Annotated in this window: 12 protein-coding genes; 9 read left to right on the top strand and 3 right to left on the bottom strand. The window is 36.7% G+C overall.

All coding sequences use genetic code 11. The annotated features are described in order from the left end of the window. The first annotated feature begins 23 nt into the window (after positions 1 to 23). The 6 genes from WJM97_RS07265 to recJ all read left to right on the top strand — a co-directional run bounded on the left by WJM97_RS07265 (position 24) and on the right by recJ (position 6,062). A complete protein-coding gene (locus WJM97_RS07265) occupies positions 24 to 824 on the top strand; it encodes a transferase (RefSeq protein ID WP_353932370.1) in 801 nt (266 codons plus the stop codon). 49 nt (positions 825 to 873) lie between these two features. Next, positions 874 to 1,659, top strand: coding sequence for a BMC domain-containing protein (locus tag WJM97_RS07260; protein WP_353933126.1), 786 nt, complete (start codon positions 874 to 876; stop codon positions 1,657 to 1,659). Positions 1,660 to 1,815: 156 nt separating this feature from the next. After that, a complete protein-coding gene (gene def, locus WJM97_RS07255; protein WP_353932369.1) occupies positions 1,816 to 2,379 on the top strand; it encodes a peptide deformylase in 564 nt (187 codons plus the stop codon). Between the two features lie 12 nt (positions 2,380 to 2,391). Continuing rightward, entirely contained in the window at positions 2,392 to 2,595 is a 204-nt protein-coding gene (locus WJM97_RS07250; RefSeq protein ID WP_353932368.1) for a hypothetical protein, read from the top strand. Positions 2,596 to 2,892: 297 nt separating this feature from the next. Then, positions 2,893 to 3,699 (top strand): PD-(D/E)XK nuclease family protein, encoded by an 807-nt coding sequence (locus WJM97_RS07245; protein WP_353932367.1) that lies wholly within the window; start codon positions 2,893 to 2,895, stop codon positions 3,697 to 3,699. An 8-nt stretch (positions 3,700 to 3,707) separates the two neighbouring features. After that, positions 3,708 to 6,062: a single-stranded-DNA-specific exonuclease RecJ gene (gene recJ, locus WJM97_RS07240; protein ID WP_353932366.1), complete on the top strand. Its 2,355-nt coding sequence runs from the start codon at positions 3,708 to 3,710 to the stop codon at positions 6,060 to 6,062. Positions 6,063 to 6,225: 163 nt separating this feature from the next. Here recJ and WJM97_RS07235 read toward each other — a convergent pair whose 3' ends face one another. Together WJM97_RS07235 and WJM97_RS07230 are read right to left on the bottom strand one after the other, a co-directional pair. Further along, positions 6,226 to 9,009 (bottom strand): DUF3365 domain-containing protein, encoded by a 2,784-nt coding sequence (locus WJM97_RS07235; RefSeq protein ID WP_353932365.1) that lies wholly within the window; start codon positions 9,007 to 9,009, stop codon positions 6,226 to 6,228. A gap of 11 nt (positions 9,010 to 9,020) precedes the next feature. After that, a complete protein-coding gene (locus WJM97_RS07230; protein WP_353932364.1) occupies positions 9,021 to 9,461 on the bottom strand; it encodes a hypothetical protein in 441 nt (146 codons plus the stop codon). Positions 9,462 to 9,696: 235 nt separating this feature from the next. Between WJM97_RS07230 and WJM97_RS07225 the strand changes: the two genes are divergently transcribed. The 3 genes from WJM97_RS07225 (at position 9,697) to WJM97_RS07215 (ending at position 13,233) form a co-directional block, all read left to right on the top strand. After that, positions 9,697 to 9,819, top strand: a complete 123-nt coding sequence (locus WJM97_RS07225; RefSeq protein WP_353932363.1) for a hypothetical protein — start codon at positions 9,697 to 9,699, stop codon at positions 9,817 to 9,819. 301 nt (positions 9,820 to 10,120) lie between these two features. Then, positions 10,121 to 12,166 (top strand): S-layer homology domain-containing protein, encoded by a 2,046-nt coding sequence (locus tag WJM97_RS07220; protein ID WP_353932362.1) that lies wholly within the window; start codon positions 10,121 to 10,123, stop codon positions 12,164 to 12,166. A gap of 329 nt (positions 12,167 to 12,495) precedes the next feature. Next, the gene (locus WJM97_RS07215; RefSeq protein WP_353932361.1) at positions 12,496 to 13,233 is read left to right on the top strand and encodes a hypothetical protein; all 738 of its coding nucleotides are present in this window, start codon (positions 12,496 to 12,498) and stop codon (positions 13,231 to 13,233) included. A gap of 45 nt (positions 13,234 to 13,278) precedes the next feature. Here WJM97_RS07215 and WJM97_RS07210 read toward each other — a convergent pair whose 3' ends face one another. Next, the gene (locus WJM97_RS07210; RefSeq protein WP_353932360.1) at positions 13,279 to 14,931 is read right to left on the bottom strand and encodes a DUF1565 domain-containing protein; all 1,653 of its coding nucleotides are present in this window, start codon (positions 14,929 to 14,931) and stop codon (positions 13,279 to 13,281) included. Between the last annotated feature and the right edge of the window lie 87 nt (positions 14,932 to 15,018).

Genomic DNA, 15,018 nt, shown 5'->3' with positions numbered 1-15,018 from the left:
CGGCTTCCGAGGTAATAAAATTCATGTCTGTGCCGTTGCTTCGCCTCAGCGACAAATTAGATTCTTATATTAGTGGCGAAGTAAATATTCATCCCAGTGCGGTCATAGCACCAGGGGTAATACTTCAAGCAGCTGCTAAAAGTAAAATTATTATTGGTGCTGGAGTATGTATTGGCATGGGGTCAATTCTCCAGGTCAATGAGGGTATCCTAGAAATAGAAGCAGGAGCAAACCTGGGAGCCGGCTTTTTAATGGTTGGTCAAGGCAAAATAGGGGCCAATGCTTGTATCGGTGCAGCTACCACAGTGTTCAATTGTTCTGTAGCACCTGAGCAAGTATTAGCATCTGGTTCAATATTGGGAGATAGTAGCCGTAAAATTGATGAACCTGAAAATTTATCAGCAGTCAAAACTGCCACGGATACAACTACTAAAGATACCCTAGAGTCCCAACAACAGGAAGAGGAAGAAGAAAAGAAAACAGTAGTTAATTCTACTCAATTCTCGGCTGCGGCCTTTATAGATTTTAAACAAGTTAAACAAGAATCTACTTCAGTCTCTCCACCTTCTCCCACCCCGAAAAGCCAGTCACCTCCAGTTACAGAAACTCCTCTGGTTACTGACCCCATTCCCCAAGAAACAAATCTCCCAGGTTCTCCAGAAACTAACTCTCAAGCCCCCGAAACCAGTCCGAATCATGCTGAACCAAATAATACCTTTGGGACACAAATATATGGACAAGGAAGCATTAATAGACTTTTGACTACTTTGTTTCCCCATCGGCAACCCTTGAGTGATGAAAACTCTGAAAATTCTTCAGAGTAAGTATTAATTGTTAGTTGTCTTTCTTTGCGAGTATCCTGGTGAATTTATGATGGAAACATACAATCAACGCGCTCTCAGCACCATCCATGCACCGCGCCGCCGTGACAACCTCAAGGATACTGCCTTGGGTATGGTATCTACTCTTAGCTTCCCAGCAATAGTTGGCACGGCTGATATGATGCTAAAATCTGCTGGTGTCCATTTAGTTGGTTATGAAAAGATTGGTAGTGGTCACTGTACAGCAATTGTCCGTGGTGGTATTGCTGATGTTCGATTGGCTGTAGAAGCTGGTGTACAAACAGCAGAACAGTTTGGACAGTTAGTTTCTAGTTTAGTTATTCCTCGACCTTATCCTAATTTAGATATAGTTCTACCTATTAACCGCCTGACACAAATGATGAATGATGGTAATTATAGTCGTTTGAGTAATCAGGCTATTGGGTTAGTGGAAACAAGGGGCTTTCCAGCCATGGTGGGTGCTTGTGATGCTATGTTAAAATCCGCAGAGGTACATCTAGCATCCTATGAAAAAATCGGTGCAGGTTTATGTACAGCTATTATTCGCGGTACAGTTGCTAATGTGGCGGTAGCGGTAGAAGCGGGGATGTTTGAAGCGGAAAGGATTGGTGAACTCAATGCAGTGATGGTTATTCCTCGACCTTTAGATGAGTTAGAACAAACTTTGCCTGTGGCTAGTTGCTGGGTGGAAGAACGTGAACCTTTAAATATTCCCTTAAATATTAAGGATAAAATTGTTGATGCAGAAGCAGTGGAGTTGCCTGATTTAGCTCAATTGCCTGTTAGAGTTAAGGAAGAAGTAATAATTGATGAATGATGAGTAATCAAAATAGGAATAATCAAAATAGTTCTTTCTATATTCAGCATTCATCTTAGTTTAGAAGGTATCTGACGTTTTTCACTGTCACCTGTCGCTTCCCAAATAACGATAGAATTATATTAGTTAGACATTCATCATCAAGCCAAGATCATCATGCCCTCTGATATTGCTGTAGAGAAGAAAAAGTTAAAAAATCCACCTTTGAAGGTTCATTATTTAGGCGATCGCGTCCTGCGTCAACCTGCCAAGCGCGTCACAAAAATAGATGATGAACTTCGCCAACTGGTGCGGGAAATGCTGCAAACTATGTACAGCGAAGACGGTATTGGTTTGGCTGCACCCCAAGTCGGAATTAATAAACAATTAATTGTCATTGACTGCGAACCAGACAAACCAGAAGCCCCACCGCTGGTATTAATTAATCCTGTAATTAAGCAAGTTAGCAGTGAGCTTTGTGTCGCTCAAGAAGGCTGTTTAAGCATCCCTCAAGTTTATTTAGATGTTAAACGTCCTCAAACTGTAGAAATTGCTTATAAAGATGAATACGGTCGCCCACAGAGATTAAAAGCAGATGAATTGTTAGGCAGATGTATCCTACACGAAATGGATCACCTCAATGGTGTGGTATTTGTGGATCGTGTAGAAAACTCCTTGACTTTGGCACAGGAACTATCTAAAAATGGTTTCTCGTATCAAGCAGTCAAACCAGTAGCATAGGGTGGTCTAGTAGTGTATTTAACTCCAAAAAGCGGTTTATTTTTAGGTGGTTCTTGTTTTACAGCGATCGCTGCTGTGGGTTCTGTGTTTGAACTTAGTTCTGGACAGCCAGATTTAGGTGTCCAAACTACTGCAATTATCCTGGGTTTAAGTATTCCCCTCACCGTATTATTTTTTATTGCGGCTGTTAAGGATGCTAGGGAAAATATCAATTAATTCGCAAATTCAAAACAAGGTAAAAGGATGAAGCAAATATCTTAAAATTCAGCCTTTTACTTTCTGTTATTCAACCACGAAGAACACGAAGGAGCAAGATATGAAAAAAAATTAGACTTTTTGCGGCTCGATAGTATTGCCTTTTTAGTCTCTCTATGGTAAATTTAATATTAGATAATTTTAATAATCGGGTGTCAAAAATTAAAAAAAGTTAAACACACCCCATTATTAGATACTTTAGCAAAAAACCACTTGTAAGTCAACTACCTACAAAAAAAGGTGCGCGGGGAGGAAAAAATGTCATCAACAGCCATAGAATTATTTCGACTTTCCCAAGGACATCTTAACCTACTGGTAGCTTGTCCACGCAAATTCCAACACACATATTTAGAAAAACTGAATACACCTACCAATCCAACATACGAAAAAAGTCAAACTTTAGGTAGTCAGTTTCACTTATTGATGCAGCAGCAAGCAATGAATTTACCTATTGATGGTTTTTTAGCAGTAGATAGTGAATTACAAATATGGGTTAAAGATTTTAACAAATTAGCTCCAGAAATACTAAAAACTGAGACAAATAATCAGATATTTCGAGAGAGTGAACATTATCGAACTTTGCAAATTCAAGATTATCTAATTACAGTAATTTATGATTTATTGATAGCAGAACAAGAAACAGCACAAATAATAGATTGGAAAACCTACGCTAAATCACTAAATAAAGATGATTTAGAGAATAACTGGCAAACTAGATTATATATGTATGTTTTGGCGGAAACCAGTATTTTTTTACCAGAAAATATATCTATGACTTATTGGTTTGTTAATCCTCAAAATAAACTAAATAAAATTCAATTTAATTATAATATTGAACAACATCAAAAAACAGAAAAAACTCTCCAGAAATTATTAAATAACTTAACTAACTGGTTGGTAGCATATCAACAAAATCAACCATTTCCCCAAGAACCAGCATATCCCAAAGCCTGTAAAAAAGATTGTCCATATTATGTACGTTGCTACAATTCAGAAAATAGTTCCTTAGAACAAAGTGATAAAATATTACCAAATCTTGCTACTATCGAAGAGATAGCAATTTAATTAATTCAATGCAGTGGAATTTAGTAGAAACAACACAGATTCCTGAGTGGTTTATCCAAGAAGTTAAAAAGTATTTATCATCATCGGGAATATTTGCAGCACAATTACTTTGGCAAAGAGGGATAAAAACAGAATTAGAATTAGCCAGATTTGTTAACCATAAAAACTATCAACCTGCAAGTCCATTTGAATTTGGACAAGAAATGAATTTAGCCGTAGAAAGATTAAAAAAAGCGGCGACATCTGGAGAAAAAGTAGCAATTTGGGGAGATTTTGACGCTGATGGAATTACTTCCACTGCGGTATTATGGGATGGGTTGGGAGAGTTTTTTATTCAACAAGAAAAGTTAACTTATTATATTCCCAATCGCTTAACAGAATCTCATGGTTTAAATGTAGCAGGAATTGATAATTTAGCACAACAAGAATGTACATTAATCGTCACTTGTGATACTGGAAGTACAAATATTGATGAGATTATTTATGCACAGAAATTAGGCATTGATGTCATTGTTACTGATCATCATACCTTACCGACAGAACGTCCACCTGTGAGTGCAATTATTAATCCTCGTTATTTACCAGAAACCCATCCGTTATTTCATCTTTCTGGGGTAGCGGTGGCTTATAAATTAGTAGAAGGACTATATCAAACTTTGCCAGATGTACCCCAAAAACCTGTAGCAGATTTATTAGATTTAGTAGCGATAGGATTAATTGCAGATTTAGTTCAATTAAGTGGAGATTGTCGTTATTTAGCTAAATTAGGACTGCAAAGATTATACAATGATTCTAAGTCTCCAACAAAAAGAAGACCAGGAGTAGGAATCTTATTAGAATTATGCCAGAAAAGTGGCGATCGCCCCACAGATATTTCCTTTGGTTTAGGACCTCGTATTAACGCCGTTAGTAGAATTCAAGGTGATGCTAGTTTCTGTGTGGAATTATTAACCAGTCGGGATATGCAACGCTGTCAAAAATTGGCACAAGAAACAGAATTAGCCAATACAAGACGTAAGTCTTTACAAAAAGATGTGCAAAATCAAGTATTACAAAAACTCTCCCAATTGGATTTATCAACTACCAGCGTGATAGTATTAGAAGACCCACAATGGGCAGTAGGAGTTTTAGGTTTAGTAGCGGGACAAATTGCCCAAGAAACAGGCAAACCAACAATTTTGTTAAGTACAGAAATAGGTGATTTAGAAGCTAATAAACCGAAACTTGCGCGTGGTTCTGCCAGATCAATTAATGGAGTTGATTTATATCAATTAGTTAAAGAACAGGAACACTTATTACATCGTTTTGGTGGACATCCCTTTGCGGCTGGATTAAGTTTATTAGCTGAGAATATTCCGTTATTTACAGATGCAATTAATCAAAAATTACGGCAACATTTAGCAGGTGTTGAACTTACACCTACGGTACAAGCTGATTTAATAGTAACCGTTGCCGATTTAGGGAAGAATTCAGGTAAAGATTTATTTTTAGAATTAAAACTTTTAGAACCTTGTGGAATGGGAAATCATGTTCCTAAACTGTTAATAAAAAATTGCTGTTTTGAGAATACTTGGCATCGCAATCAAGAGGATTTAAAAGGACAGAAAATACAATATATTAAAACTGAATTTAATATTAGAGATGATTCTAGTAAAATTCCTTTTCCGGGTATTTGGTGGGGACATTACAAAGAGGAGTTACCTGAAGGTAGATGTGATTGTATTGCAGAGATTGATTTTAATAGTTATGAAGATAAAAAACGAAACCGTAAACCCCATTATGAAATTAGATTGATTGATGTTCGTCCTTGTACAGAATTAGAAGTAAAAGCAGAAAAATCAGCGATGATTTTAGATTGGCGAAATCAAGATGATTTAGAATTTATAGATGATGATAATATCTTAATTGTCAAAGATTGTCCTACCAGTTGGGAAGAAGTCCGGTTATGGGTGAGAAAATCAATTTATCATCAAAAAAAATTAGCATTAGCTTGGCAAAAACCAGAACATCAAATACCTCAAGACATTTGGTTGAAATTAGTAGGAATTGCCAAATTTTTAAGTCGGACAAATCAATTAGTGACTCGTGTACAATTTTTAGAAAGATTAGGTATTAGTGATTTAAGTTTATATTTAGGATTTCACTCACTCAGATATTTAGGGTTTAATGTAAAATCACAAGATAGTGATTTACAAATTACGTGGGATGAAATGAATAGTGATGAAACTAAAGCTGAATATGCTATTAGTAAGTTTCTATCTGCAATTCAAGAAGAACAATTTCAACAAGAATATTTTACGACTGTACCAATATCTATAATTGAGGCAATCGCTTTAAATGGGTTACTAACCCTTTTCCATTAAACCGGAAATCATGAAAATAATTTCCTAATTTTCAAATCCAGATGTGATAAAAGTTTGAATATTTTATTATCAAAATATGGCGAACATTTTGAAACATTAATAAATCGCTAAAACCCTTGTTAAATAAAGGGTTGAATTCAGGTATTACCAAGTAGTACCTCAATCAATGGCTATACAAAATACTCATTGCAATAATAACCACAGCGGATATCAAAATAAAAGCACCTACAAGAATAATAAAATCCTTTTGAGCTATTTTATATACTTCCGTTGCCGGAACATAAACAACCTTAGCACCAATAACTGTATTCAATTCCCAACCAAATCCTTGATTAGCAACATATTTGCCTTGTTTATAGAGAACTTGTAACGATTGAGGAGCTTTTTCTAGAGTCGAATGACAACTCAAACAAGTTTTATCAGTAATTTTAATGGGGCGAGATGTATAGAAATAATCTCTATCTTCTATCTTAACATATCCTTGATCAATATTCTGAACTGCTACTTGATCTTGATATCCTTGATCAATGTTCTGACCTGCTGGTTGACGTTGAGTATCTAAATCTTGTTGTTTTAGGGTCTCAATAATTTTGATTTCCTCCAGCGTTGCTTTATCATTGAGATTACTGGGATTAATCATCGCAGATTTATAAATGTAATCTCCATAATCATTTTTATAAGCAGCAGCAAACACATTAAATACTTGATTTACAGCAAAGGTAGGAATTGATTCCATCAAAAGTTTTTCGTCTGCTTCTGTTCTTAATAAAGGTGTAATGTAATCATGATTATATTTACGAACAGCATCCATTGCTGAAATTAGCATATTTGCTTGGGATTTCAGTTGAAACTCCGCAAAATTCAAGCAAACAGTACCATAAATTAGGCTAATAATTATAATTGCTCCCCCTACAAACAAAATTTTTATAGTTTTGTAGGTGTTTCTTATTTCCGATTGTGAAGAATGGATTCGCGTTGCAAAATGTTCTAGTAGTATCCGATGAACAAAGATATAACCACCACCAACTTTTTGTAGAAAAACGCGCTCACTAGCATAATCAAGAAAGCGAGCTAAATTATGAGGAATAAACCCCTTAACCCAGAGGATAAATCTTAAACTAAAGTGTTGAATAACTGATATTCCCCCTCCAAAAAGTAGCCCTAAAATCAGTCCCCAACTGATGATAGAAGTTTTTGATTGTAATCCTTGAGGAAACAAGGTAAAAATAATCAAAAATAAAATTATCCAGCTAACTAATACGACAATCACCGCATTATAAAAAGATTTTATGATACCTTGATTGGGAATAGTTTTGATCTCTATTTCTGAGCCTTTAAAGCTACGAATTAATCCTATAATCAGCGCAAATATTAATCCTAAAATTGTTCCAAATATTAATATTTTTTCATAACCAATTGGCCATTTTGGGTTTTCCCAAGTGATATAACACCACAATATCCCCATTGGAGATAAAATTAAGCTCCAACTTAGTCCATATTTTAAGGCATTAAGCAAATCCTTTTGTGTTTTTTTCCAAGGCCATGTCAAAGTTTCAAAGGTTTCTATTTCTACTTTACCCCTGCCGAAATTCCACCATAAAACTAAACTCCATAGGAGAATGTTTATGGTTAATACATTAAAAAGGTTAATTTTATCATTATCTAAATCTAAAGTTCTACCTAGAAATAAGATTAATCCAATAACTATTATTCCAATCAGAATAATTTCGATTTGATAAAGATTTTTTTGCACATTAGACTGCAACAGATTAGGCTGCATTTTCTCAATTAAAAAGACTGATTGAGATGTTTGATACATCTTTTGTGCTAACCAATTTAGCCAATGTATAACCTGATCTTTTGAATATTGCTGATTAACTTCCTTGCGCTTAAACATCCGCTCAATATAAGTATTGAACAGGTGTTCACGCCGTTTTTCCACAGAAGCTATTTGTAATAGTTCTTCTACTTTTTTACCTTGATAAGCCAGGGTGATTACACTCAGGATTAGGGGTGATTTAACTAATTCTTGGAGTGCGGTATCTTCCTCAAGTAAGGTTTTTACCGCTTCTAATTGACTGCCGGCACTGTCCAAATATTGGTTAACCTGTTGAGGGGTTAAAGATTGGATGTAGATTGCAGCTTGTAATTGCAAAGGGTTAGAAAGAGCTTGATAATCTTGAATCCTGCTACACACTACAATCTCAGTTAACCCATGTTCTTGACTAAATTGGTTAATAGCTTGGACACAGCTTGAACGATATTCAACCTTGACCTCATCTAGACCATCTAATAATAGTATTAGTTGTTCATTTCTCATCCAATCTTTACTAAGTTCTGTAGAAATTTGATATTTACTATTTAATTCTTCAATGAGCCAATCATTAAATTTTTGGGGATTATTACCCCAAGAAGATAAGTTGAGAATTACGGGAATTGGTTGACTCAAATCTTCTTCAGTCCGAGTAATTAAATCTTGTGCCAACTTTAAGAGAGTGATTGTTTTACCTGCTCCTGGTTCTCCCAAAATCAATAAAGTACGTCCTTCTCCCATCTGATTGAAGACATCAGAAACACTTTGGTTTTCAGACAAAGGTTGACATTCATTAGGAATTTCTTTGATAATACTGGAAGGTTGCTCAACTAAGTCTAATCTTTCTTCTATTCCTAGTTCAATTAAAGCCTGATTATGTAGAGATTTTTCTAGTACACCGTTAACCCAATATTGTTTAACTTTATTCAGTAGAACTTTTCGGAAGCGATATTCTTCTTGTTGTGTTGGCAGGTTTACCTGTCTACGACCAATTAATTTAGCTAGACTAAAACTTTCATATACAGTTACATATTGTATTTGTTGTAAGTCATTTCCAGCCTGACCAATTTGTGCTTCTCTAATTGATGTATTGGTAATATCTAGATTGTGCTGATGCGGTGGTTGTTGATTCATAATTTATTGATTTATGAAGCAAATAGAATATTTTTAACTGCGATTCCCAACCAAGGAGCTAATTGTTTGCTGATTGGTTCTAACTTTTGCCAAAGACCTTGACCAGCATTAGCAGTTTCGTTAGCTTCCTTGAGGACTTTAGTAGCTTTCTGTAAACTAATTACCGCAGTGTTTTTGTCTGGTTCTTTTTCCTGAACTGCATCATTTGCATAATCCAGATGTTTAAGTGCTTGTTTCTTTTGTTGTTCTGGTAAATCCGAAGTCCGAAATAAAGATTCAATTTGTGTTATTAATTCAACTACTTCATTAACTGTCAATTGTTTCTCACCCGCTTCTGGAATGTATTGCTGATTCTGAGTGAGATCACTACCTGCTTGTCCAATTTGGACATGGGAAAATGTACCACCGTCAATTTTTAAGGAGTTTTGATGGTGTGATTTTTTATCTTCCATAACTATGAGTTGATTCTAAATCTGAATTATTTCTCAAAAAGATATAAGCAACTAAGCAACTTGATTTTCATTCTGTCCAATTTGGACATGAGAAAACTTATCATTGCTAATGTTTAAGTATTTTTTACTGCAATTGAGATATAATTTTTTTTGCATCAAAGTTATTTTATTCATGATCAATTAAGTATATAGGGAAAATTATTTTTCCTCATCTTCCATAAGGGAGAAATATTTTATGAGTATTTTGTATAATTTATCAATTTCTCCAGAAGAGTTAAAAAGTCAGATTAATATTATTGAGAAAGCCTTTTATGGTTCTCTAACTCAAGCCATAAATCGAGAATTAAATATACCGTGATGCAACGGAATTACTAGACAATAATTATTTAATCAACTCGTACAAATTTACCGTCAACATAATATGAACGAGTGGAAAAGTAATCATAGTTTGCCAATATTATCTCACCCAATTATTGTGATTATTTTGTGATTCTTTGTAGTGAGTCACTGTGATAGTAATATTTAAATCCCTAATTTCTTTGAGAGATCATGTTTTTTAGCAGTTATTTTTACAGAAGTCGGGGATCTATATCTGTAATTTATTATAAATTTTGACTTAATATAATGTATAAATTATGAATTATAAATTCTGAATTATTATGGCTGTTGCGACACTCTACGTAAATTCTGTCACTGGTAAAGATGCTAATACTGGCTCTCGGTTGAGTCCCTTAAAAACAATCACCCACGCCTTAAAAATTACCAAATCACCAGGAATTATTCAACTAGCACCAGGAACTTACAACACTTCTACAGGGGAGATTTTCCCCTTAATTATTCCTGGAGAAACATTATTAGTAGGTAACGAATCTAACAAAGGTCAGGAAATCATCATTTCTGGTAGTGGTAAGTATCAAAGTCCCAGCTTTGGTTGGCAAAATATCACCTTGCTACTATTGGGTGATGCCAGTGTTTTAGGTGTAACTATTACCAACCCTAGTAATAAAGGTACTGGAATTTGGATTGAGTCCACAGCCCCAACTTTAGCAAATAATACCTTCAGTAAATGCTTACGGGAAGGAATTTTGACAACAGGTAACGCCAAACCCGCCATTTTAGATAATATCTTTATTCAGAACTCTGCCAGCGGTTTAATGATGGCACGTCATAGTAAAGGAGAAGTATTAAGAAATGTCTTTGAAAACAACCCCGTAGGTGTAGCCCTGAGTGATTTTGCCGCCCCTTTAATAGCAAACAACAAACTTATCAAAAACAGAATTGCTCTGGCGTTAGCACGTGATGCTAGTCCGGTATTGCGAAGAAATTTAATTTGCCAAAATACTCAAGGAGGATTACTGGTAAATGGTAATGCGATTCCCGACTTGGGTAAACCCCAAGACCCTGCTGATAATATTTTTCGTGAACAAAAAGAATTTGATATTCAAAATTTATCATTTCAAACCGTCAGTTCTGTAGGCAATCAATTAAACCCAGCCCAAGTGAAAGGAGTAGTTGAATTTCTAGCCGCTACCGCCGATACTCCCAGCCAAGTAGGAATTAGTACCAGTTTTGCCGACTTAGATGGACATTGGGCAGCAGAATTTGTCGAAGCATTGGTAAAACAAGACTTTATCAGTGGCTTTCCTGATGGCACTTTTCAACCATCCACACCCATCACCCGCGCCCAATATGCAGCTTTAATTACCAAGACTTTTCAATTTCCAGCTAGTAATAATCTCAATAGATTTAAAGATATTAGAACAGATTTTTGGGCAGCTAAAGCCATTGCCAGTGCTGCGGAGGCAGGATTTTTAAATGGCTTTCCTGATGGCACATTTAGACCAGGACAAAACTTAACTAAAGTACAGGCTATAGTATCCATCGTTAACGGCTTGAAATTTACAGGTAGTAATCCCAATGGTTTATTAGTTTATAGCGATCGCGCCCAAATTCCCACCTATGCCACCAACGCCATCACAATTGCCACTCAAAAATTATTAATTATTAACTATCCCCAGCCAGAACTTTTAGAACCATTACGAGAAATTACCCGCGCAGAAATAGCCGCCTTAATTTATCAAGCTTTGGTAGCCAGAGGACAGGCAGAAGTAGTTGCTTCTCCCTACATTGTTAAACCAGATACAGAAATTCCCTCATTTTCTGATTTAGTAGGACATTGGGCAGAAGCCTACATTCGGGCTTTAGTGAGCATGAATTTAACCCAAGGCTTTGCCGATGGCAGTTATCAACCAGATAAACCCATGACTCGCGCCCAATATACAGCCTTAATATCAGCTGCTTTTAACCCCACTCCTAAACGCCCAGCCACCGAATTTACCGATGTTCCCGGCGATTTTTGGGCAGTTAAAGCTATTCAAATAGCCGCCAGTGGAGGTTTTGTAGGCGGATTTAGCGATCGCACTTTTCGTCCCTATCAAAACGTGCAAAGACTACAGGTCATAGTTTCTCTAGTCAACGGACTAGGGCTACCCCCAGCAAGTCAAGATTTGTTGACAATTTACACCGATAGAAAATCCATTCCCGAATATGCCAGAACAGCAGTAGCAACCGCCACCCAATACAAAATTATTATTAACTACCCCGATCCTCAAATCCTCGCACCTACGAAAGAAGCAACCAGGGCAGAGGTTGCAGCTATGATTTATCAGGCATTAGTTGCCCTCAAACGATCTAAACCGATATAGTCATTGGGCATTGGGCATTGGGCATTGGGCATTGGGTTATTCATCCTCCCCATATCCCCTGTTTTCTTACTGTCACCGTGGCGTAGCACCTGTAACCTGTAACCTGTAACCTAACCTGTCACCTGTCACCTGTCACCTGTCACCTGTCACCTGTCACCTGTCACCTGTCACACTCTCTAAGCATTTACTGGTAACTTTGTCTAGTGGTTGAGTTCTACTATATGATTTTGCATAATAGCGATTGACAAGTAGAATAAAAAACACTGGCTAACAAATAAGCTGCTTGAAAAAAATAATCACGTAGCTAAAAACACGTTAAGCTAGATGCGATGGGTGAACCTTTTATACCTATTGCCTGGAAATTAAACCCCATGCTAACAACACCGCAAAACACCTGTGCCGAACTGGCCATCAACTTATTAATTCATTATAGTTTTGACCTCAATGGGTACAGTGCCAGTGAGTTAGTTAACCATTGGCAAAGAGAGTACCCAATTGACTGGCTACATCTAGCCGTAATTGAAGCCCTGTATCAAGGGCGATATAAAGCGATATCAGTACAGCAAATTTTAAACTTTTGGCAACGGCGAAACCAGGTGTCTTTTCATTTCAACATGGAATTTGAACGCATGGTGTGTAGCAAATTTCCAGAAAATCTTACTAAAATATCCCGTCCTGTTTTACCAACAATCCCCCAACCTACCTATATTCAAACCCCTCCAAAACCCCAAAAACTACCAGCGCAAGTTAGTAGTTATAGCTATGAACGGGAAAGTCAAACGACATCGGGGTATTTAGAACATGACGAACAACAAGTTCGGGCTTTGACAACTCCCTCATTTAAGGTTGCTGCTGATAGTGATAGAAGACAGTTGGCTGTATCCGTCAGTCAAAGGTTGATGACTCAGGGTAGTTTGTCCCCAGAGACAGAATTACCCCAATTAATGCCAGCAAATGCAAATCATCCACCTATTGGACAATTTACACCCCAAAGGAGCGATCGCTCTGAGTCTTTTACATCTAAACTCAAAGCGATGACTATCCCAGAACCAGAATTTGCTATTTAGGAAGTTCGGGGAGATGGGGAGATGGGGAGGATGAATACCCAATGCCTAATAACTAACCATTGCTCTTAAACCTTTACTATTTAAAAGTTGAACCATTTGCATGGCGTTGAATTCATTGCTAAACACACCTGCTTGCATGACTCTACGTCCCTGTACAACCTTGGGGAAAGCATCAGGTACAACAGAGCGGACTATTTCTCTTTGGGCATCATTAGCAACATTTACCAGCACTCGATAACGTACACTAGATCTAGTTGCGTAACTTCTGGGTAATGATACTATTCTAGAATTACCAATAATGACAGGTTGATTAGTTGAGCGAGTATTGGGGATTTGAGAGGGTTGTTGATTATTTTGGAGTTGCGGGGCAACAAATTCAATTACTTTCGGTTCATTGACTTCTGCGGCAACTACTCCTGGTTGGATTCTGACATAATTTAATTGTTGGGTATATTGGGTTTTATCAGTGACAGATTGGGAATTATTCGTAAATAAAGAACTTTGTAAATTAGTAGCTGCTAATTGTGGTAATTGATTACCTGGATTTGTATTTCTAGATAAAATCCGGGGTAAGGAATTCAAATTTTCAGGAATACTAGGAGCAGCAAAAACTATTTCTCCATTTGTAGGAGTGGTTTCTGTAGATACTGCCATAGGTATAGGTAAAGAGTTTCTAGTAATAGCAGTTCCACTGGTAGTATCCACATCACCAACAATGCGACTTTTATTGATTTGATTACCAAAGGCATAAATTACCTGTTTAGCTGCTTTGGCGTTAATATCGTAGCGACGATTTTGATCAAATTTATTACCACCAATTTCTCTACTATTACCCAAATCTGGAGTAGCTTGGGCAATCACAACTAAACCGTCTTCTTGACTACTTTGAATCAGATTATTTCGTAAAACTGGGCTAGTGTTGGCTTGAATTACTACTCCTGTTCTGTTACCAGAAATTTGATTACCAGCAATTACAGGGGCAGCTTTTTCTGCAACGTTAATTCCAAACCCTGTCCCTTGAATCACATTTTCCTGAATTTGCGGACGGGAATCACCAGACGCGGTAATACCATTAGCTCCATTACTGTAAATATAGTTTTTACTAATTGTCGGTGTAGCATTACCAGTAATAGAAATTCCGTCTTGAGTATTACCAGTGAATGTATTTTCTGCAACTACTGTATTAGCAGATTCAATCCATAAACCATAACCACGGAAGTTAGTATTAGTAACTGTAACTCCGCTTAAACTAGATTGATTTGCACCAACAATAGCTATATTTTGACGGCCAAAGCTACGACTAAGATAATCACCACCACCTAAAATTTTGACATTTTTACCTTTGTGATTGTTATCGCCTTGAATAGCGACACCAGGCTTGAGGATGAGGGGAAACTTTTCTCCTGTTTGTGAACTGTATGTACCAGGAGCAACCATAATTACAGTATTTGGTTGTGCAAGTCTCAAAGCCTGGGTAATAGTCCTTAAAGGAGCGTTTTCACTGGCATTACCTGTCTGATCATTACCAAAATTGGAGTTGACAAACAGTAGGTTCAGCTGGGAAATTGTTCCTTCGCTGCTAAAGTTCTGTTCTGTGGAAATGGTAATCTGAGCAATGGCACTGCTAAAATTTGTGTCTAAAAGGGCGATACTGACTATGCCTAAAATTATGCTGGCACTCAAAACTGAGTTCGGCATAACTGCCAATTTAAGTAGGTAAGTACAGGTAAGCTGTTTTAAGAGAATATCTACTATACGCTGATGAAACCATTGAAGAGGAAACAT

Origin of the sequence: Okeanomitos corallinicola TIOX110, assembly GCF_038050375.1 — a bacterium.
Lineage (GTDB): Bacteria > Cyanobacteriota > Cyanobacteriia > Cyanobacteriales > Nostocaceae > Okeanomitos > Okeanomitos corallinicola.
The sequence above is the reverse complement of the archived record's forward strand: the minus strand, read 5'-3'. Positions and strand labels throughout refer to the sequence as shown.